18 protein-coding genes are annotated in these 20431 nt (G+C 40.0%); 9 read left to right on the forward strand and 9 right to left on the reverse strand.

From position 1 onward, the window contains the following. Positions 1-103: 103 nt before the first annotated feature. The 7 genes from V6R21_RS08275 to V6R21_RS08305 all read left to right on the forward strand — a co-directional run bounded on the left by V6R21_RS08275 (position 104) and on the right by V6R21_RS08305 (position 7199). Entirely contained in the window at positions 104-1459 is a 1356-nt protein-coding gene (locus tag V6R21_RS08275; RefSeq protein WP_334242620.1) for a Na(+)-translocating NADH-quinone reductase subunit A, read from the forward strand. A 75-nt stretch (positions 1460-1534) separates the two neighbouring features. Then, positions 1535-2725, forward strand: a complete 1191-nt coding sequence (locus tag V6R21_RS08280) for an NADH:ubiquinone reductase (Na(+)-transporting) subunit B (protein WP_334242621.1) — start codon at positions 1535-1537, stop codon at positions 2723-2725. Next, a complete protein-coding gene (gene nqrC / locus V6R21_RS08285) occupies positions 2712-3440 on the forward strand; it encodes an NADH:ubiquinone reductase (Na(+)-transporting) subunit C (protein ID WP_334242623.1) in 729 nt (242 codons plus the stop codon). Before V6R21_RS08280 ends, nqrC begins: the two co-directional genes overlap by 14 nt. An 82-nt stretch (positions 3441-3522) precedes the next feature. Further along, on the forward strand, positions 3523-4170 hold the full coding sequence (locus tag V6R21_RS08290; protein ID WP_334242625.1) for an NADH:ubiquinone reductase (Na(+)-transporting) subunit D: 648 nt from the start codon (positions 3523-3525) through the stop codon (positions 4168-4170). A gap of 91 nt (positions 4171-4261) precedes the next feature. After that, complete coding sequence (gene nqrE, locus V6R21_RS08295) at positions 4262-4876, forward strand: NADH:ubiquinone reductase (Na(+)-transporting) subunit E (protein ID WP_334242627.1); 615 nt, start codon at positions 4262-4264, stop codon at positions 4874-4876. A 227-nt stretch (positions 4877-5103) separates the two neighbouring features. Then, the gene (locus V6R21_RS08300) at positions 5104-5946 is read left to right on the forward strand and encodes a hypothetical protein (RefSeq protein ID WP_334242629.1); all 843 of its coding nucleotides are present in this window, start codon (positions 5104-5106) and stop codon (positions 5944-5946) included. 344 nt (positions 5947-6290) lie between these two features. Further along, entirely contained in the window at positions 6291-7199 is a 909-nt protein-coding gene (locus tag V6R21_RS08305; protein WP_334242631.1) for a hypothetical protein, read from the forward strand. A gap of 61 nt (positions 7200-7260) precedes the next feature. On the opposite strand, the gene V6R21_RS08310 is transcribed toward V6R21_RS08305, so the two are convergent. The 6 genes from V6R21_RS08310 to V6R21_RS08335 all read right to left on the reverse strand — a co-directional run bounded on the left by V6R21_RS08310 (position 7261) and on the right by V6R21_RS08335 (position 12606). Continuing rightward, positions 7261-7521: a hypothetical protein gene (locus V6R21_RS08310; protein ID WP_334242633.1), complete on the reverse strand. Its 261-nt coding sequence runs from the start codon at positions 7519-7521 to the stop codon at positions 7261-7263. A gap of 150 nt (positions 7522-7671) precedes the next feature. After that, entirely contained in the window at positions 7672-8091 is a 420-nt protein-coding gene (locus tag V6R21_RS08315) for a T9SS type A sorting domain-containing protein (protein ID WP_334242635.1), read from the reverse strand. A 163-nt stretch (positions 8092-8254) separates the two neighbouring features. Further along, on the reverse strand, positions 8255-8752 hold the full coding sequence (locus tag V6R21_RS08320) for a hypothetical protein (protein ID WP_334242637.1): 498 nt from the start codon (positions 8750-8752) through the stop codon (positions 8255-8257). Positions 8753-8991: 239 nt separating this feature from the next. Further along, the gene (locus V6R21_RS08325) at positions 8992-9786 is read right to left on the reverse strand and encodes a (Fe-S)-binding protein (protein WP_334242639.1); all 795 of its coding nucleotides are present in this window, start codon (positions 9784-9786) and stop codon (positions 8992-8994) included. Positions 9787-9864: 78 nt separating this feature from the next. Next, the gene (locus tag V6R21_RS08330; protein WP_334244917.1) at positions 9865-11199 is read right to left on the reverse strand and encodes a (Fe-S)-binding protein; all 1335 of its coding nucleotides are present in this window, start codon (positions 11197-11199) and stop codon (positions 9865-9867) included. Between the two features lie 453 nt (positions 11200-11652). Next, positions 11653-12606, reverse strand: coding sequence for a tryptophan 2,3-dioxygenase family protein (locus V6R21_RS08335; protein ID WP_334242641.1), 954 nt, complete (start codon positions 12604-12606; stop codon positions 11653-11655). 229 nt (positions 12607-12835) lie between these two features. On the opposite strand from V6R21_RS08335, the gene V6R21_RS08340 reads away from it, so the two are divergent. Further along, complete coding sequence (locus V6R21_RS08340) at positions 12836-14170, forward strand: type IX secretion system plug protein (RefSeq protein WP_334242642.1); 1335 nt, start codon at positions 12836-12838, stop codon at positions 14168-14170. A gap of 64 nt (positions 14171-14234) precedes the next feature. On the opposite strand, the gene V6R21_RS08345 is transcribed toward V6R21_RS08340, so the two are convergent. Together V6R21_RS08345 and V6R21_RS08350 are read right to left on the reverse strand one after the other, a co-directional pair. Beyond that, positions 14235-15059, reverse strand: coding sequence for a BT1926 family outer membrane beta-barrel protein (locus V6R21_RS08345; RefSeq protein ID WP_334242644.1), 825 nt, complete (start codon positions 15057-15059; stop codon positions 14235-14237). A gap of 116 nt (positions 15060-15175) precedes the next feature. Next, positions 15176-17422 carry a hypothetical protein gene (locus tag V6R21_RS08350; RefSeq protein ID WP_334242646.1) on the reverse strand — a complete coding sequence of 749 codons (2247 nt, stop codon included), beginning with the start codon at positions 17420-17422 and terminating at the stop codon, positions 15176-15178. 302 nt (positions 17423-17724) lie between these two features. Here V6R21_RS08350 and V6R21_RS08355 point away from each other — a divergent pair, with 302 nt between their 5' ends. After that, positions 17725-18444, forward strand: a complete 720-nt coding sequence (locus V6R21_RS08355) for a lysoplasmalogenase (protein WP_334242648.1) — start codon at positions 17725-17727, stop codon at positions 18442-18444. Positions 18445-18461: 17 nt separating this feature from the next. Here the strand turns inward: V6R21_RS08355 and V6R21_RS08360 are convergent, their stop codons facing one another. Continuing rightward, on the reverse strand, positions 18462-20165 hold the full coding sequence (locus tag V6R21_RS08360) for a caspase family protein (protein WP_334242650.1): 1704 nt from the start codon (positions 20163-20165) through the stop codon (positions 18462-18464). Positions 20166-20431: the final 266 nt, after the last annotated feature.

The raw sequence follows: 20431 nt of genomic DNA on the forward strand, positions 1-20431 counted from the left end.
TGTTGTATTGTTTTTTTAATAAAATTTCGTGTTTTATCCTAAATCTTTATTTAGTAGTTTTGCACCAAAATTTTGGAGCGTTAAAATTCTCACAGTATATCCAATGTCTAAAAACATTCAACTGAAGAAAGGGTTTGACATCAAGCTGGTAGGGCAAGCGCAACCAAGCGTAGCCACCATTGAGCAACCCGAAACATTCGCAGTAAAGCCTACTGATTTTGCAGGCTTTCAGAGACCAAAGGTATTGGTGAAGGAAGGAGATACCGTAAAAGCTGGTGACGTACTCTTCTTTGACAGAAAGCAAGAAGATGTAATGTACACAGCTCCTGTAAGCGGTGAAGTTGTTGAGATCAAGAGAGGTGCACAGCGTAAGCTATTGGAAGTAATTATCTTGGCTGACAAACAAATCGAGTACAAGCAGTTTTCTGTTCCTTCTATTGCCGACCTGAGCCTTGAGCAGGCAAAAGCTACCATGCTGGAGTCTGGTGTATGGCCACAGATCGTGCAAAGACCATTTGCCGTTGTTGCAAACTCTGAAGTAACACCTAGAGCAGTCTTCATTTCAGGCTTTGATTCTCATCCACTGGCACCGGACTTCGAGTTCCTTTACAAAGGACAAGAGAAGTACCTGCAGGCTGGTATCGACGTATTGAAGAAATTCACTAGCGACGTTCATGTGAACATTAACAGTGCAGCTTCTTCATCGATCTTTGCTAACCTGAATGGTGTAACAGTAAACAAGGTTAGCGGACCTCACCCTGCGGGTAACGTAGGTGTGCAGATTCACCACATTGCACCTATTGCTGGCGCAGAAGACGTGGTTTGGACGCTGAACCCAACTGGTCTGGCTCAGATTGGTAAACTGTTCACTGAAGGTATCTACGACACGAAGAAACTGGTAGCAATTGCTGGTTCGGAGGTAGAAAGCCCTGAGTATGTAGAAACTTATGGAGGTGCTCGCCTGAACAAGGTTGTAGCAGCTAAAGTGAAAAACAGTCACGTACGTATCATCTCAGGAAACGTACTGACAGGTGAATCAGTAGGTAAAGATGGTTACTTGGGTTACTATGACCAGCTTGTAACTGTGCTTCCAGAAGGCGATAAGCCAAGGTTCTTCCTGACTGATGGTTGGTTAGGCTTTATCACGGACCGTTTGAGCTTCCACAGAGCATTTGGTCTGTTGGGTGGTAAGAACAAGACTTACAAACTGGATACTTCACTGAACGGTGAGGAAAGAGCGTTTGTAATGACTGGTGCGTTTGAAAAAGTATTGCCAATGGATATTTACCCTACTTACCTGCTGAAAGCAATCATGGCAGGTGACTATGAGGAGATGGAAGCATTGGGTATTTACGAGGTCGCAGAGGAAGATCTGGCGCTTTGTGAGTTTATCGACGTGTCGAAGCATGACGTACAGGCAATGATCAGAGAAGGCATTGAAATGCTGAGATTGTCATAATTGCATTGTACAGACTTACTAATACAAGTTGGTTGAAACCGATTCGGTTTCAATAGTTTAAATATTAAAGAATAAATGAAATTCTTACACGAAATACTGGAAAAACAAAAGCCAATGTTCGAGAAGGGAGGTAAGCTAGAGAAGTTCTACTACCTTTTCGAGGCTGGTGAAACATTCCTGTTTACCCCTTCTACGGTAACGAAGAACAAGGGTGTTCAGGTAAGGGACGCCATTGACCTGAAGCGTATGATGATCACAGTAGTGATTGCCATGGTTCCTGCGCTGCTGTTCGGTATGTGGAACGTGGGTAACCTACACTATCAGGCAATTGGTGAAGCTGCAAGCTTTATGGAAAAGTTCCTGATTGGTTTGAAAGTTACTTTACCAATCATCTTGGTATCATATGCTGCGGGTGGTGCTGTTGAGGCTATCTTCGCAATTATGAGAAGACACCCAATCAACGAGGGCTTCCTGGTAACAGGTATGCTTGTTCCATTGGTGATGCCTCCAACCATTCCTTTGTGGCAAGTGGCTTTTGCGACTATCTTCGCTGTACTGATCGCTAAAGAGATCTTTGGTGGTACAGGTATGAACATCTTGAACGTAGCACTTACTGCTCGTGCTTTCCTTTACTTTGCTTACCCTCAGCAGATCTCAGGCGATAACGTTTGGGTTTACTTTGGTGATGCAGTGGCACAGGATGGTTACTCTGGTGCGACATTCTTGGGTCTTGCTCAAGCGGCAATCGGTTCAGGAACTGACGTGGTAGATTATGTAGCAAAAGGTTCATTTGACTTCAGTGCTATGAGCTTGTTCTTGGGTACAATCCCTGGTTCAATTGGTGAGACATCTACACTGATGTGTCTGATTGGTGCTGTTATTCTGATCGCAACTGGTGTAGGTAGTGCAAGAATCATCATTGGTACTTTCACAGGTGCAGTTTTGATGGGTCTTATCATGAATGCATTCGGTGATGTGAACGAATACATGAATATGCCATTCTGGTATCACCTGATCATTGGTGGTTTTGCATTTGGTGCGGTATTTATGGCAACAGACCCAGTTTCTGCGTCACACACTGGCACAGGTAAGTGGATCTACGGTATCCTAATCGGTATCATGACAGTGATCATCCGTGTTTGGAACCCTGCATATCCAGAAGGTATCATGCTGGCAATCCTGCTGATGAACGTATTGGCACCACTGATCGATTTCTATGTAGTACAAGCAAACAAAAACAGAAGATTAAAACGTGCAACAGTCTAACGGATATATCATCGGTTTCGCAGTGGCAATGACAGTAATCCTTGGCGGTTTGCTTTCATTCACTGCTGTATCGCTCAAGCCAAGACAGCAACATGAGATTGAGCTGGATACGAAAAAACAAATTCTGGCGTCAGTAGGCATTACTGGTGAAGACAAGATGAAGCTTTCAAACCTTTTCGATGAGAAGGTAGAGGCAGTTGTTGTTAACGCCGCAGGTGAGCAGGTTGACTACTCAGGCAATGTGCTTAAGCTGAACGTTCAGAAAGAGTGGAAAAAGAAAAACGCTGCTGAAAAACTTCTGCCTGTTTACAAGGTGAAAGGTGATGACGGCAAAGTTTCATCATATATTTTCCCTGTTTACGGTTACGGACTTTGGAATGAAATCTGGGGTTACGTTGCTTTGGAAGCTGACCTGAACACTGTAAAAGGTGTTGTGTTTGACCACAAAGGTGAAACGCCAGGTTTGGGTGCTAGAATCGCTTCAGAGCAGATTCAGGACCGTTACGTAGGCAAGAAAATTAAAGACAACAGTGACTTGAAAGGTGTAGTAATGCTGAAAGGTGAAGGTAATGCTAACGTTGACGATTACCACGTTGACGGTATGTCAGGTGCTACCCTTACAGCCAACGGTCTGAACAAGATGGTTGTGAACTACATGGAGCTTTACAAGTCATACATGTCAAAAGCTAAAGGAACTGCTGCAGTTCTGAACTAATTTCAGCAGCCTTGTTCCCAATATTTACTTTCTGAAATTATTTCGGGGTAACCGGAATCATTTAGTAAAAGAATTTGAAAAAATGAGTACAGAAACTGCAGAAGTAAAAAAGTCTGAGGCGTTGCTGTCAAAGAGAAGAAAAGGGATCATCACTGACCCTCTCGATGATAACAACCCCGTAACGGTACAGGTACTTGGTATCTGTTCTGCCCTGGCGGTAACTTCAAAGTTGGAGCCGACGCTGGTTATGTCAATTTCCGTAATGTTCGTGGTTGTATTCTCCAACCTGATCATTTCATTGCTGAGAAACGCAATTCCTCAGCGTATCCGTATCATCGTTCAGTTGGGTATTGTAGCCTCTCTGGTAATTATCGTAGACCAGGTGCTGAAAGCTTATCTTTACGATGTATCTAAAATTGTAGGTGTTTACGTAGGTCTGATCATTACCAACTGTATTGTAATGGGGCGTCTGGAAGCATTTGCAATGGGTAATAAGCCTTATGACTCAATCCTTGATGGATTTGGTTCTTCATTTGGTTATGCTTGGGTGATCTTGGTAGTTGCCTTCTTCAGGGAACTATTGGGTAACGGTACCCTGTTTGATTTCCAAGTAATGCCTGATGCTTTCCCTAAAGTAGGTCTGATGACATCTCCAGTAGGTGCATTTATCATCATCGGTCTGCTGATCTGGGTACAGCGTTGGAGAAACGGATATGTAGAAGCGGAGTAAGAAAACTTAGATAAGAGATAGGAGATATAAGGCGTGAGAAAAGCGTCTCATGTCTAGAATCTCAAGTCTCAAATCTCAAAAAATAGAAACAATGGATTTAATAAACCTCGGTATAAAGTCGATTTTTATCGAAAACATGATCTTCGCTTACTTCCTGGGTATGTGTTCATACTTGGCAGTATCGAAGAAGGTGTCGACGGCGATGGGTCTAGGTCTTGCGGTAACATTCGTATTGACACTGACTGTACCTATCAACTGGGCGATCAACGAGTACGTACTGAAAGAAGGTGCTTTGGCTTGGATCGGTCCTCAGTTTGCAAACGTTGACCTGACATTCCTGCAATTCATCATGTTTATTGCAGTAATTGCTTCATTCGTACAGTTGGTAGAGATGATCGTTGAGAAAGTATCTCCAGCACTTTACGGGTCGTTGGGTATCTTCCTTCCACTGATTGCAGTAAACTGTTCAATCTTGGGTGCTTCATTCTTTATGGTACCTAAAGACTACACAACTCCAGTTGAGCCTATCGTTTACGGTTTCTCTTCAGGTATTGGTTGGTTATTGGCAATCATCGCGTTGGCGGCTATCCGTGAGAAGATGAAGTATTCTAACGTACCAGGTCCTTTGAAAGGCTTGGGCATTACGTTCATCATCACAGGTCTTATGGGCCTTGCATTTATGTCATTCATGGGTATTTCTCTGTAAGAAGTACTTTAAGACATATATTTTCTAAACCGCTATCTGATTTTCGAATCGGGTAGCGGTTTTTTTATGTCCAATACAGAAGTAAGAATGTTATTCGCTACGCATTTACCAAATAGTACAAATAATAAGCGGAGTGTGCTTGTAGTATGTCTGTTTATCAATACCTTATATAGGTAGAATTACATTTTAACCTATTCATTGTTAGAAAACTAAAACCCAAACCCAAAATGAGAAAACTAACATTATTATTGCTGTACTGGTGTGTTCCGCTGTTTATAGGTTGCTCTGATGAATTCCCTCCCAAAGGTGCTGATGAAACAGAAATAGTCCCTCCCTTGACGTTAAAAACTTTGACTTTAGGAGACGTAGGTGGTGATATTACCTTAACCCATCAGTACGCATTTGACGAAGGATTGCTTATAGGTGTGAGAGTGACGGATTTTGAAGATGGGGTGTCTGTATATGAAGTCAATTATGCGCTTGAATACAAGGAAGAGCAGTTAGTGAAAGTCATCAAGTTTGAGGGAAATGAAGCTTTTGTTTTTGAAATAACCTACGGTGAAGAGCAAATTGAAGTGAATGCAAAAGATTATCAGGATGTGATGGTGTACGACCTTTCCAATGGTTATATATCAAGAATCGCGTACTATTACCAGATCGGTGGTGTATTGACTAAGAGGAGTTATGAAGAGACTTTTAGTTATGATGGGAAAGGGAATCTTCTTGAGAAGACGCTTGATTATTCATCTGATAAGTATGTTACGACCTATACTTATGATGATATGATAAATCCATTTCTGGTTTTGGGGAAAGACCATATTACCCGTTTTATGGTCAATCAGATATTGGGATATGATGGGTTGATAGTCCCTTTAGGTAAAAATAATATTCTGGAGCATGTAGAAAGCCATATTGTTGAAGGGGTGGATAATACTACAGCAGAAAGTTACCGATTTCGCTTTAACTACCTTTATAACGAAGAAGGATTACCCTCCAAGCTTATTTTTAGTGACATGTATGATGTGACTGAAATCATGTACCTGTATAGTAGGAATGAACTCAACCTGTAAAGTTTGGGGACACTATAAGGTTTTCTGGGCAATGTAATAAATCTGTTGAAGGATACAGGTAAAACCACTTTTAGGGTATATTTCTTAAAAGTGGTTTTTACTTTTTCTATTAAAACAGCTGAATATAAGGACCGCTTTATACAAACAGAATCTGTAAGAAATACATAAGAGGTGTTGGTTTGTTTTTTAGAAACAGCGTGTTAAGGACTTGAACTTACCTGCAAGATACTATTGGTTTTTAGGGACTTTTTGGGCATTGAATCAGGTTTGGTTAGACTTGAATAGTTGGCGAAGGGAATTCATCCTGCCATCAAATATTCGTAAAAAACAAAACCCAACCTGAAATGAAAAAGCTTTATTATTTATTAATGATATTGGGCATCCTGTCCTTTACAGCATGTTCGGAAGATGACTCATCTGATGGAGGAGGATCAAATGTGACACCATCCCTGACAATAAGTGAGATCGAAGAAGAGGAAGAGTATAAGGAAGTTTACAGTTACTCAAATGACAAGCTTGTCTCCATTGGGTATTATTATTTTGATAATGCATATGTTCTGGAAGAAGAAATCTCATTCGAGTATGATAATGAGAACAGGATTTCAAAGATCACTTCTAATGATGAGGAAGAGGAAATGATTACAATCTTGACAGTGTCCTATGATGGTGATAAAATCAAGGATGTAACCATGGAAATAGAAACCCAAAGCATTACAGCTGAAGTGTTTGAAGAGAAGAAAAGGAAAAACTTTTTAATGACTCACCTTAAACCAATTCCATCGAATTATAGAGTAGCTGAAAGTGTATTGACAGGAACAGCAACTTTTGTTTATTCAGGTAACCTAATCACTAAAATGACTTTTACTCCAAGTGAAGATTTTGCTGAATTTATTGATCCAATAGAGCAAGTCTTAAGTTATGATGGTGATGAGAACTTGAAAAAGGTTGTGATTACTGATGAAGAGTCTACTTCTAGTTTGGAAATGACTTACGATACAAAAGTGAGCCCTTACTTGGTCTTTGGTTCTTATAATAACCGTTTCCTTGCTGGAATGGTTGCTGGTGAAAGCAGTGCCTCTTTTTACATGAGTAAGCACAATGTAACCTCTATTAATACCAAGTATGAAGAAACGGGATATTCTGAAGAGTTTAATACCACTTTTGAATACAGCTTTAATGAGGAAGAGCTTCCTGTACAGCTGAGTTGGTCTGATGATGCTGATGATACAGGAACAGTTGTGATAAGGTACTAAGCAACCATAGTACAAAAGAGCCCTGATACGAATTTAAGTGTGTATCAGGGCTCCTTTGTGATTAAAGCTGTACTTTCAGTGTATTGATCGTTTCTATGGCTTTTTGCTTGTTCTTTTCAGCTTGAGCATTGCCATCTACATTCATGTCAGATAATGCCGTCTCAACCTTGCTTACAATATCCTTTAATACTTCAGGAGTAATAGCATCGTTCATTTTCAGGAAAGCAAAGGCCTGCTGAATTAGCATGGCAATGTTGTTTTCGTTTTCGGCAGTCATGATCTGTGCCTTGAACTGTTCGGCAATTGCTTTTTCGTCAAACATATTATCTTTTTTGTCGGTTGAAAATATTCTGAATCTTGAAAAGGCGTAAAAATAGTAGTTTACACCATAAAATGCTGTTGAAGGACAACAAAAAATCCCTGTTGCGGTATAGGCAACAGGGATTTGTTTGTAGTAACCGTCATAGTCTTATTACTTGACGATAAATTTCTTGGTCACTCTCTCAGCCCCGTTCTTTAAGGTGAGGAAGTACAGTCCTTGTTTCAGTTCTTCTTTTGGCGTAATAACGAATGCCATATTGTTGGTCACGCTTTTGAGAAGTGTTCTGTAGACTACATTCCCAATTGAGTTGTAGACAGTTATTTCAAGGAAATGATTCAAATTAGCGCCAGTGATATTAACTTTTACCTCTTTGGTTGTAGTTGGATTTGGAGTGACGCTGAAATCCAGCGATTTGTCCAATGGCGTTATATCTGTACTCTCATCCACCTCGATCATCCCAAACTCATCATAATGGAGAGTGCTAGAAGCATGGGTGTACCCCGACATAAGCGTTATGCAGAGTAGGCAAATGCCAAGGCACTTCACATAGATCGAGTGAAGTTTCATCATGATATTAATGTATTTGTATAGCTTATAGAGATTGTTTTTTTGTTAAAAAATGGATACTTACGATACAATATTCTCAAAAAAAGGAAGGATTGCAAAAGTTTAACTACGTTTAACAGAGTATTTTATGCAATTTTTTCCTTCCTTTATTTCGGTGTTTAGACCGTTAGGAAGCTACCTGTTTGAGGTATCGCTTGAGCCATGTATTTTCCATTTCCACTTGCCAGCGAGACCTAAATTCTGACAGATTCTGAACAGTATTGTCAAATGTGATGGAAGTTCCTTCTAACTCACCATCAGCTACGGCTTGTTTGATAGCAGTCATAGGAAGTGTAAAGACTTTGCCTTCTGTTTGGAATGCAATATCCGTTCTGCTAAATAAGCTGATGCTTAAGCTCTGTTCTATTCCTCTTATTAGGTCCACAGACTTGTCTATAGAGCATCCGGTTGGCGAGTGGTGGTCTTGGTCCACTGCTAGAATAATAAACCGATTATAGGCTACCAAAAAGCTTGCAGCAAGAGGAGCACCATGTGCTTCCCAGTTTTCTGTAAACTTTTCCAGTAAAACGGAAATATCTGCAACTTCGCTATCTGTTAGTTCCCTATCTGATTGGTAAATCCATACCCTGGCACTGTCAGGCAGTGTATCAAATGGTTTGTACATATAGTTATTCTTTTTTGTGTTGAAATCTTGCTTGATGTAATTATACAACGGTATAATCACATGAAAGTTCTGAACACAAAGGTGCAATATATTTTGAATAGGATAATTAGTGGATAGGACATTTTAACAAGGATCTCAAAAATGTGGGATAGTGGAGGTTTGAATCAAAAAAAAGTCCACCCAAACATAAGGATAACCCTATGTCAGGTGAGACTTTTCCACTTATTAACAAATCAAAGTTAGTTCTTGTCTTGTGAGATGGCGATCAGTTCTGCAAGGTCCAGTACTTTTACATCATTTTCTTTTTCCTTGTTTTTCACACCATCGGTCATCATTGTCATACAGAATGGGCAAGCTGATGCAATTACATTGGCTCCAGTCGCCAAAGCCTCTTCAGTACGCTCGATATTAATCTCCTTGTCACCACTCTCAGCTTCCTTGAACATCTGTGCGCCACCTGCTCCACAGCAAAGCCCTTTGGTACGGCAACGTTTCATTTCTACAAGGTCAGCATCCAATGCTTCCAGCACTTTTCTTGGCGCTTCATAAACATCATTAGCCCTACCAAGGTAGCAAGAGTCATGGTAAGTGATTTTCTTTCCTTTAAACTCACCGCCTTCCTTCATTTTGACCTTGCCATTGTTGATCAGTTGCTGAAGGTAAGTGGAATGGTGAATCACCTCATAGTTACCACCTAGAGCAGGGTACTCGTTTTTAATCGTATTGAAGCAGTGAGGGCATGCCGTTACAATAGTCTTGACATTATAGCCATTCAGCACTTCAATGTTGGTCATTGCCTGCATCTGGAACAGGAATTCGTTACCAGCTCTTCTTGCAGGGTCTCCTGTACAAGATTCCTCAGGTCCCAACACAGCAAAGCTAATACCTGCCGCATTCAGGATTTTGATAAATGAAATGGTTACTCTTTTATATCTATCGTCAAATGAGCCGGCACAGCCAACCCAGAAAAGTACTTCAGGTTCTTTGCCTTCGGCAGCCATATCTGCCATGGTAGGCACTTTCAACATATCCATAGTATAGTGTTGTTTTTCTATTTGGTAGGCTGTTCTGGCAGACTGTATTATAGGAGTCTGTCAGAACAGCCGTAAAATCTATTCTTTAACTTTCAGGTCATCAGCCCATTTGAAACGGTCTGTTGGAGGGAAAGCCCAAGGAGCTTGGTTGTTTTCTATATTTTGGAACATAGCATTCCATTCCATTGGAGTTCCTGACTCTTCCATTGCAACATACCTTCTCATCTCAAGAATGATAGAAAGTGGGTCAATGTTAACAGGACAGGCTTGTGTACAGGCATTACATGAAGTACAAGCCATCAATTCCTCCTTAGTGATATGGTCACCATACAAAGACTTGCCATCTTCGTGGTCAGCACCATGTTTGTCAATATTATGTCCTACTTCTTCAGCTCTATCACGGGTATCCATCATGATCTTACGAGGAGACAGCTTCTTACCTGTGATATTGGCAGGACATTCTGAAGTACAGCGTCCACATTCGGTACAACTGTAGGCATTCATGATATTGACCCATGAAAGATCCTTTACATCTTTAGCTCCAAATGTACCTACTTCTTCCTCTTCACCACTTTCATCTACAGGTTCTCCCAACATGATTTTCACCTCTTTGGTTACTGCATCCATGTTGTCCATTTCACCTTTTGGTCTCAGCTTAGAGTAATAGGTGTTAGGGAAGGCCAAGAAAATATGCAAGTGCTTGGAATAAGTGATATATACAGCAAATGACAGGATACCAATAATGTGTACCCACCATGCACTTCTTTCAAGGGCAACTAGTGCCGAATCCGATAGACCATTATAGATAGGAATCAGGAACTGGCTGACAGCAAAACCATCAGGACCTACGACAGGGTAGTGAGCAATGCCTCTTGATTGAAGGATGCTGTCCGTAGCGTTCATCGTATAAAGCGCAAACATTAGGGCAATCTCCCAAATCAGGATAATGTTGGCATCCGAAGTAGGCCAGCCTTTCATTTCTGGCTTGTGGAAGCGTGCAATTCTTAGGATATTTCTGCGTACCAAAAACAGTACACATGAGATTACCACCAGTAAAGCGACTACTTCAAAGAAGTTGATCAGGAACGAATAGAATTCACCAAGAGTTGATGAAAAAAGTCTGTGAGTCCCTAAAAGTCCGTCCAAAACAATTTCAAGTACTTCAATATTGATTAGCAGGAAGCCTGCATAGATCATGAAGTGCATAAAACCCACCATTGGGCGTGCAAACATTTTTTTCTGACCGAAAGCGATCAGCATAGTGGTTTTCAGACGTTCACTTTTTTCCTCAGGATTAAGTTTGACGTCTTTACCAAGCGTGATATTGCGCCAGATAAAGCTTCCCCTTTTGAACAGCAGGTAGCCGATAGCGCCCAGTGCTACCACGAACAGCACTTGCTGGATAATTTGTATCGGGTTTTCCATTGTCTATATAATCTGTGTTGTTGTTTATAGTAGTTGGTCAAGGATTCTTCAGGAAATAGTATTGGTTAAAACCATTCCTGACGGTAGCATTTCAATAGCGAACCCCTCGCTTCTTTATTTGTCTAAATTCCTATCTGCTTTCCCTAATAGCAACTACTCGTTAAAAAATTTGTTATGCATGCAGAGTATTTTGTTGCTAAATAAAAATTTTTCTTAAATCTATCCAAATACAGAAGTATTATTTGTATCGCTTTTAAATAGCAGTAATATATGATGTATAAATAATAAAAGCAGAAAGTATTAAGAATTAAGCGTTTATATCACAATTAAGTGGAGTACTTAAAGTGAATTTATTACTCAAAATATTGTAAATGAGTATCGTCAACACTAAAAGTTGATTTTCGCTTCTTAATACTTTCTGCTTTGTAAGAAAGGACAGCCTTATTTTTTGGTATGCTTACCCCAATCTTCTTTTTCTTCCGATTCCCAAAGCTCAGGGAAGAAGATTCTTCTTTGGAATCTTGGAGGTAGGTACTTTTGCCAGTTTGTGCCACCTGTAGCTGCAATTTCTTTCGGTTTAGCATCAAGGTAACGTACCGCCGATTTGTAGTGAGACAGAGGCCAAAGTACATTGGCAAGCAGGTCAAACTCTCTCATCGTTACTATAATTTCCTCTTTCAAAGGATCATTTTGCAGATGCTTGCTGAATAGTGACCATAGGTTGGTAGCTTCCATTTTCTTGCCTAACTCGATCAGTTCAGGCTTGTACTTTTTCATGAACATCTTTAGCGTAAGGGTTTTGTTGCCAGTCGCTAATTCAGTAGCCCCCTGTTGCCAGTAGATGTGCAGGAACTTCTCTTCAATAGTTGTATGCTCCTTCAGCATCTCTATGTAATTGTGGTCAACTAGATTGAGGAAATCTGTAGCCATAATTTCGATCTTACGATACTGTACAGACTGAAAGCCACTTGCTGGAAGAAGGGCCATGCGGTACTTCAGGAACTGTTCCTTATCCATTCCATCAATCATGATTTCGAATGAGTCACACAAGTGTTGGAAGTAACGGTTGACACGCTGTAACCTTTTTAGGAAAAAGGCCCCTTCTACAGCTTCCTGAGAAGAGATTTGATCCATTTCGTGCAGTATAAGCTTAAAGTACAGCTCTGTGATTTGGTGATACATGATGAAGATTTCTTCATCAGGGAAGTCTGTTCTAGGGTTCTGCAAACTGAGCAGTGTATCCAAGTGGATATAATCCCAATATGTCAAGTAGTTGGAGTAAAGTAGACCATCAAGGTAAGAAGAAAGATCCTGTCCCATGGCTTCATATTTGAGTTGAAGCTTTTCAAGTTGTTCCAATACCTTCGGATCGATGTCGTGATTGATGTCAGCCATTTTATACTAAATTTATGCGTTTGTCCTGATAAGTGTATAGCAACGAGACACCATTGGTGGTGGCTACATGTACTAGTTATCGGTTAGTTATTTAAGTAGTTATATATTTTTGGATTGGAAAAGTACAAAATCAAAATATTATATTGAACATTTGAGTCAAATCATGTTTGTTAAATCTGATATGTGGAAGCATTCCAAACTTCGCGTCAATCAAAACACCAAATATAAAATGTCCCTAAACCTGTTCTTCAAGACCAGTACCGCTTTATTACTGTTACTTACATTTCGAGTATACGCCTACTCACAAGAAGTACCGAGATGGGTTGTGGCTGATGATAAATTTAGGCAGCAGAAGAAGTTTATGCCTATAAACTTTATATATGAACCACAGATAAAGTCTGTTCAACTATATTATTCAGATGGTACATCACAGGCACAAATGAATGATCCTGTGGTACCAATTGGACTTACCTCAAGACTTATACTGGAGTTTGATGAGATAGGGGACAATGCCGATTACTATATGGCTAAACTGGTACACTGTAACCATGACTGGACCGTATCGGATTTGTCTGAACTTGAATATTTGAAGAGCTATAATGAATTCCGTATCCAGAATTATGAGTACTCAATTAATACACCAACACCTTATACACATTTCAGTCTTCAGCTTCCTGCCATAAGGCGTTCAGGGAACTATATACTGAAAGTATTTAGGGAAGGTGATGAGGATGACCTGATCTTAACGAGAAGACTTGTAGCCTATGAGGAGCGGGCACACATCATGGCGGAACTGAAAGTGCCTGTGGGTGTCGGAGCTGCTAATGAGCTACATCAGGTCAACTTTTCTGTAAACTATAAAGGTTTGGATATTCCTTTTCCTGATAGAAATGTATGGGTGACTCTACGACAGAATGAAAGATGGGACAATGCTATTATGGCACTGAAACCACGGTTTATCAGAAGTACAGACTATACTTTGGATTACAATTATTTTGACTTTGAGAATGCCTTTTTAGCTGGAAACGAATTCAGGACATTCGGTTTCAGAAATCTTTCAGGTGCAGGTCTCAACGTTAAAACCATTACAGACGGAAGTGAGAGTAGTATGGATCGGGTTGTACTTTACCATGATATTAAAAGAGGAGACAAGGCCTTTAATCAACAGCAGCAAGACTTGAATGGAAGTTTCTTTGTCCAGTTGAGTGGAAGGCAAAACAGTGAGATAGAAGCTGATTATAAGGAAGTGGTTTTTACATTGAAGATGGATAAAGTACAGGGAGATATCTATCTGCTAGGTAAGTTTACGGATTGGCAATTGCAGGATGAGTTTAGGATGACTTACCTTCCTGATCAAGGAGTGTATATGGGCAGTGCCATATTGAAGCAAGGGTTGTACGACTATATGTATACCATCCTAAAGCCTGATGGAAAACGTGATGACCAGCGAGTTGAAGGAAGTTTCCGTTTGACAAAGAACCTGTATGATATCATTGTCTATTATCGGAAAATAGGAGAAAGAGGGGATCGGGTAATTGGCTATAAAAGATTAAGAAGTGAATAAAGTAAAAAGGCTGAATATCTCGGTGTAGAGATTCAGCCTTTTTTTATGATACTAAATATAACTTTTAGAAAGTAAACCCAACTCTGATACTCGGTTGTGAGATAAAGTCAAGTTGCTCTGTATAGGCTTCGGCAGTAGATGCACCAGGCATAGGTAAGGCATCAGACTTGTACACCATAAAATTACCAGCTTTAAACTCTGCACCTACGAAAAACCCCTCTGCAAAGTAGTAGTCAGCACCAGCTACAATACTACCACCCCAACCCATAACGCTTAGTGCACGGGTACCGAAGTCAGGTTCTTCCATTACGATTTCTGTACCATCATAATAGAAGCCAGGTACTTCAGTGATATCCATATTGTTATAAGTGAAGTTAAACGAAGCACCTACATATGGAACCAGTCTGCTGACACTGGTTGTAAAGTTGTACTCTGCACCACCTTCAAAGATAAAGTTGCGAGAGAAATGCTCATCAGTTGAAGCAATGTTTGGGATAAGTGTCTGTCCATCTGTGAAAACACCTGCCATACCATCATTGCCGGGTACATGTGTCATAGAGTAAGCCAAATTTACACGAGCAGCAATACGGTCTTGCACATAATAACGTCCTCTTACACTAAAGACATCAGATGCCTGATCAAGGTTTACGCCAACAGGGTAGGGCATGACCCATCTTTGAGCAGTCTCGTTACCATTGGTTACGCTTACAGGAACATAATCGTAATCAAGCATGACAGTATTAGTCTTACCGTAGCTAACTTCTACAGAGAACATGCCAGCTCCAGGTCGGAAGGCAGTAGCAGTACCGCTACCTGATTCCTGAGCAGACAGTTCACCAAAGCAGCAGAGCAAGGCAATAACTGTCAGCCAGGTGAATATTTTCTTCATATTCTGATCATTTTTAAGTCGAATAATTGGTGTGAAGTGGAGTCGCTTTTAAAAGCTTTACCAAAAGAGGTAACAAGGCAAAGCTTGTTACCTCTTGATTGATCTAGATTGAGGTCTTATTGGTTGCCACCAGACAATTCAAGAATAGTTTGCTTATATGTCTCTGCTTCAGATTGCTTCAGTACTTTTCTTTCTTCAAGTTCTGCTTTTACCATATCGCTCAAGCTTATTTCAGTTTCAAGCTCGCTCGCTATACTTTCATGCAGTTTCTCAGCTTTCTGCTTAACTTTACCAAGCTGTTCCACTTGATGTGCATTTTGCATCTGTAAGAGCTTGATACCTTTGATACCAACCAGGTCCATGTCGATTTCGTCATCTCCATCAAGTGCAAACCACTTAAAGTCGACATTTTCAGTCATAAGTGATAGCATGCTTATTTCAATATCATAATCATCATCTTCCAATTCTCTTGTAGCGATGTAATTATCAACCAACTGGACATTAGTGATCCAAGAATCGTTGTTGTCAGCAAGAGCATCAACTCCATCTTCTAGATTCATTAGTGTTTCTTCTATTTCTTCCAATGCCACAATTTTTTGAGATACCAAATTCAACTCATTCTGAAGAGGAGCAATAATATTGTCTTCAAAGTCAAAATATGCATCTTCAGCATCTTCATAACCTGTTTCACCTTCTTTTACGATATCTTCCAAGGCTTTTAGTGCATCAACAGCTGCATCATATTCAGATTTGATAGTAGTAAAATTTGCGTTGTATTCCCATGTGTCATCATATTCAGTTTCAGCTGTAGAAATAGCACTCTCATACTGAGTTGAAACAGTTTCAATAAAGCCTGTTAGACCGTCATATTCTACTTTTGCTTCAGATAGTTGCTCTAATTTGTCAAGTAGAATATCCTGTGGGATATCTGAAACGTTGGCATTAGCATAAGCAGGGACAGCATCTGTATAATCAATTGAGCGGAATGTAATGTCTGTACCATTATCAATCACAAGAATGTAGTCTTTGTCAGTTGGGTCAACTGTAGAAGAACCGATCTCAGCTTTAATAGCTGTAATCATTGAAGAGATATTATCTCTAAAGTCCTGCAATTCTGTAAGGTTGGCAATATCGAGTCCATCGTCAGCATCATCTGGGTCGGAGTCAGAGAATGATTCACTGAATGCACCTCCAAAATCATTTTCTAAAATAGATTTTAGCTCGTATAACCCCATATCACTTTCAAAGCCGTCAATGTAACCGCTGTTATCAAGATCTAGGTAGCCATATACTTTGCCTGGTAACGTTTCTGCATCATAGTAGAATCCTTCAGATCCCCAATAACCATAGTCACCATAGCCACCAGTAAGACCGTTATTGAATATATTATTAAAAGCTTCGATTACGTCATCATAATAAACGTATTTCGCAAGTGTCTCCGCTGATGAACCTTCAAAATCTGAGCTTGATTTTGACCAATCTGACTCAATTGAGAAGCCATCTTCATCATCTACTTCAACCATTTTATAAGTATAATCAGATAAGTCTTCAACTAGTATCTCTCCTTTAGCTTCGTAGTATGCAGTCAGTGCATCATTATATGAGCTTACTGTTGTTTTCACATCATCAACTAGAGACAGTTTATTCGCTTCCTCTTTATCCATTTCAACTTCTAAGTCTCTAGCTTGCTCTCTTAATGCAGCAAGTTCGGTTAGCTGGTCAGCAAAGTCAGAGTTAACAAGTTCTTCTAATCTGCTTTCAGCATCTTCTAACATTTTTACTAGCATAGGAGCATCTACATCATTAAGGGTAGTGATGACATCATCAATTTTGGAAATTTCATCATCTAGTTCTATTTCTGCAGCTCCTAGCTTGATCGAAATTTCAGCTTCTTTTAGTATTCTTCTAGTTATTCCTGCTAACTCATCAAGAGCCATTTCATAGTTTTCATAAGCAGCTATCAGTTGGTCATTCTTCGCTTTTTCAGCTTCAGCTTTTGCTTTGGCAATTATCTCATCAGCTTCAATTTTGGCAGCTTCTAAGTCATTAAGAGCTTCTTGCAATGCAGCTGCTGCTTCAGCCGCAGCTTTAGCAGCTTCAGCTTGGAGTTTTGCAATTTCTTCCGCTTGAGCCCCTTCTTTTATAGCATTAGCAAGCTCTTGAGCCTTGGCTAGAGCTGCAGCTTGAGCTGCTTGAGCTGCTGCTACTGCAGCATTAGCTTCTGTAAGAGCTGCATCAGCCAAAACTTTTTCTACCATTGCCGCACGCATCTCGGCAACGTCCTCAGATTCCTCGTACTTACACGAAGTAGCAATCAGGGTGCTGGCTGCGAACAATGCAGCCAATAATAGTTTTTTGATCATGGTTGAATAAATGATTTGTTTTGTGAAGAAATAAGTGATTGGAAAGCATCAGTTAAGTGCTTTTATCTTGCTATTGTCTGGGTTGGGGCAACGGCAAAATAATTGACTTACCTATGCCAATTGATTTGATATGCATTGTTCCGGTTGAACTTGCTATACAAAGATGCGGAGGTTTTATAGACTTGGAAATACTCAATTTTGAGTATTTTTTTACAGTTGTTAAGAAATAGAAAAATTGATTTTGTATTATTATCAGACGTTGTTAGAATATTTTCACCAATCACTTTTTTGATCTGATTATTATGCAAAAAGTCGTTGAAGCTAATAAGTCAACTGCTGTTATATGGTATTTGACAGGTGCTGTTATTGTTGCTGGAGATTTGACAGGAAGGGTACTGGAGTTGCCTCTGTTGGATTATATTTTTAAGCCACTGATAATGGTTTGGATAATCCTTTTCACAGTTAAGCATTGGACTGTAGAAAAGGCAACTGTTTATAAGTTATTGTTGGGTGCTTTCGTATTTTCTTGGCTGGGAGATGTCTTACTGATGTTTACAGATAAAGGGGAACATTTCTTTACAGCGGGCTTAGCGGCATTTTTGGTAGCCCAATGTGCTTATGTGATTACTTTTTGGAATGCTGGTGGATCTTTTACTAAAAGTAGCTTGCTTAGCAGGCAGCCTTGGTGGATTGGCATATTTATATTGTATGGAGTAGGATTGTATTGGCTATTACTCCCCTCTTTGGGTGTGGTATTAAAGGTCGCTGTACCGCTGTATGAAATATCAATCTTGGGAATGGCTGTTATGGCGCTTAACCGATTGGGAAAAGTAAGCAGTAGCAGTTTTAGCTACACTTTTAGTGGAGCATTGCTGTTTATGCTATCAGATAGCTGTATTGCTGTGAGTCGATTTATAGAACCTTTTCCATATGCATCTTTAGTTATTATGGTGACTTATATGGCTGCACAATTTTTGATTATGAAAGGAATAATAGGTTATAAAAAAGAGGGGCAATATTAATTGTCCCTCTTCCTTTTTTACTTTTTGATAAAGATGAAATCCCCACCTTCGTCTCCGGTATCGTGTATGACACCAAATTGAGGAACGTTAGGGCTATTGTTACTAACCGCAATCTTAAAACTACTGAAAAGTACTTCTGCCGGTAAGTATTTTTCTTTGTTGTCTTCCAAGCGTTTGAATAGGTACTTAACAAAGACACTCTCATCAGGGACTTCTTTCAAGGCACCACTTGTCATGGCTTTTCGGCTTGGTAATTCGTATAATTTTCTGACTGCATTATCTGCTTCAGCAAAAAGGTCTTCACTTTCATCAAATGCAGCACGTGTCTTGAATATACCACCACTAAAACAGGCATCTGAAACCAGAAGTGTATGCTTTGCCTGAATACGGCCAATGTATTCTTTCAGTGTTGTATTCCTGAACCAATTGGCGGTGCTTTTTTTCTTTGCGTCTGACGGTAACCAGTACCCAACTCCATTTGATCCGCCACCACTGGAAACCCAATGACCATGTCCTGCATAAAAGATCAAAAGGTTATCATTGAAACTTACTTTTTCAGCCAGTGCATCCAAAGCGTCAACCATATCTGCACGGGTTGGATTGGTAAGCAAGGTTACATTTGATTCTTCAAAGAGGTAATATTTGGTCAGGATTTCCTTAAGCTTCGTGGCATCATGAACGGGTTTGTCCAAGGACTTGATTTTACGATCCTGATACTCATCAACACCAATCAGTAATGCGAAGTACCTAGGCTTTTTTACAAATTGCTTTACATCAAAGTCCAAGTCTCCCATATCCCAAGCATCTTCCTCCGTGACATTACGGGTTTGTACCTTGGAATTGTTGGCGATAGCAACTGGAATTTCAACTGGAGATGTGGTCGGAAGCTCTCCTTCTGGGATTGAAAATGAAACCAAGTCATCATTCAAAGAATAAATGGCTGTATAGCTTTGTAAGTCTATAGCAGGTGGCAGGTCATCCTCTTGGGTATTGATAAAGGTAAGCTCTTGTGGCGTGCTCCAAGTGCCGCCATCTTGCTTAACAGTAGCATAGACGTCAAAATCTTTGTTGCCAGTACTACTCTCTGCTGAAAACAGGAGCGTTTTGTTATCCGCTAATATTCGGGGAGCCTTTTCATTATGGATGTTGACAGGAGCTGGTAGTTTGACAGGCTCTTGCCATTTTCCATCTTGGTCTTTTTCTGAAACATAGATGGAGTATGTGATATTTAGGTAATCGGCACCTGCATCTACTCGGGCAAAGTAAAGGCTTTTGCCGTCAGCTGATAGAGAAGGAAACATTTCATGCCCATCTGTATTGATAGGTAAATCAAATGGCTGGACTTTACCCAAGCGTTTTCCATACTTCTCTATGTAATAAAGGTCCGAGTTTGTTCCTGTCCGTGTTTCCTTGGTCGCCGAAAAAACAATCATCTTTCCATCATAGCTTACAAATGGAGCTGTAATGTTGTCCAATGAGCTTGTAGGAATGAGTTCTTCTGGTTCGCTCCAAGAGCCTCTTTTGTTTTGGCTTAAAAAGAATGAGAGTTTACCATTGCGATCAGAGGCAAAAAACAGGTTTTTGCCATCGTCAGTAATGCTAGGGAACATCTCACGCTTTTGGGTGTTAAGAGGAAGTTTTACTGTCTTGGAGTCGGATTGTGCCCAAGTTGCAGTACCTGTCATCAGGTAGATAGCAAATAGCAACAAGTACCTTTTCATGGTTTTAGTTGTTTAAATAATGATGTTACTGTCAATTATAATGTTAGTACAGCTAACTGTCAGTAGGTATATGGAGTAGTGGAACTTAATCCCTATCTATTTACCTTATAAGAAAAAGTAAAATAAAAATTTATATAATTAAATAACTAGCTTAGTGAAGGATTCATATAGGAGTGTCCCAAAATTGAGTTCAAATTTCTACAGGTTCCTGTATAACAGGGATTTTTCTTAATTTTGTACGCTCACTTCAATTTTTGCATGAGCTT

Source organism: Limibacter armeniacum, assembly GCF_036880985.1.
GTDB classification, from domain to species: domain Bacteria; phylum Bacteroidota; class Bacteroidia; order Cytophagales; family Flammeovirgaceae; genus Limibacter; species Limibacter armeniacum.

Bases quoted from the DNA above. Each gene is read 5' to 3' on its own strand.
- V6R21_RS08275 (WP_334242620.1), top strand. From the start codon at position 104: ATGTCTAAAAACATTCAACTGAAGAAAGGGTTTGACATCAAGCTGGTA.
- V6R21_RS08280 (WP_334242621.1), top strand. From the start codon at position 1,535: ATGAAATTCTTACACGAAATACTGGAAAAACAAAAGCCAATGTTCGAG.
- V6R21_RS08290 (WP_334242625.1), top strand. From the start codon at position 3,523: ATGAGTACAGAAACTGCAGAAGTAAAAAAGTCTGAGGCGTTGCTGTCA.
- nqrE (WP_334242627.1), top strand. From the start codon at position 4,262: ATGGATTTAATAAACCTCGGTATAAAGTCGATTTTTATCGAAAACATG.
- V6R21_RS08300 (WP_334242629.1), top strand. From the start codon at position 5,104: ATGAGAAAACTAACATTATTATTGCTGTACTGGTGTGTTCCGCTGTTT.
- V6R21_RS08305 (WP_334242631.1), top strand. From the start codon at position 6,291: ATGAAAAAGCTTTATTATTTATTAATGATATTGGGCATCCTGTCCTTT.
- V6R21_RS08310 (WP_334242633.1), bottom strand. From the start codon at position 7,521: ATGTTTGACGAAAAAGCAATTGCCGAACAGTTCAAGGCACAGATCATG.
- V6R21_RS08315 (WP_334242635.1), bottom strand. From the start codon at position 8,091: ATGATGAAACTTCACTCGATCTATGTGAAGTGCCTTGGCATTTGCCTA.
- V6R21_RS08320 (WP_334242637.1), bottom strand. From the start codon at position 8,752: ATGTACAAACCATTTGATACACTGCCTGACAGTGCCAGGGTATGGATT.
- V6R21_RS08325 (WP_334242639.1), bottom strand. From the start codon at position 9,786: ATGGATATGTTGAAAGTGCCTACCATGGCAGATATGGCTGCCGAAGGC.
- V6R21_RS08335 (WP_334242641.1), bottom strand. From the start codon at position 12,606: ATGGCTGACATCAATCACGACATCGATCCGAAGGTATTGGAACAACTT.
- V6R21_RS08340 (WP_334242642.1), top strand. From the start codon at position 12,836: ATGTCCCTAAACCTGTTCTTCAAGACCAGTACCGCTTTATTACTGTTA.
- V6R21_RS08345 (WP_334242644.1), bottom strand. From the start codon at position 15,059: ATGAAGAAAATATTCACCTGGCTGACAGTTATTGCCTTGCTCTGCTGC.
- V6R21_RS08350 (WP_334242646.1), bottom strand. From the start codon at position 17,422: ATGATCAAAAAACTATTATTGGCTGCATTGTTCGCAGCCAGCACCCTG.
- V6R21_RS08355 (WP_334242648.1), top strand. From the start codon at position 17,725: ATGCAAAAAGTCGTTGAAGCTAATAAGTCAACTGCTGTTATATGGTAT.
- V6R21_RS08360 (WP_334242650.1), bottom strand. From the start codon at position 20,165: ATGAAAAGGTACTTGTTGCTATTTGCTATCTACCTGATGACAGGTACT.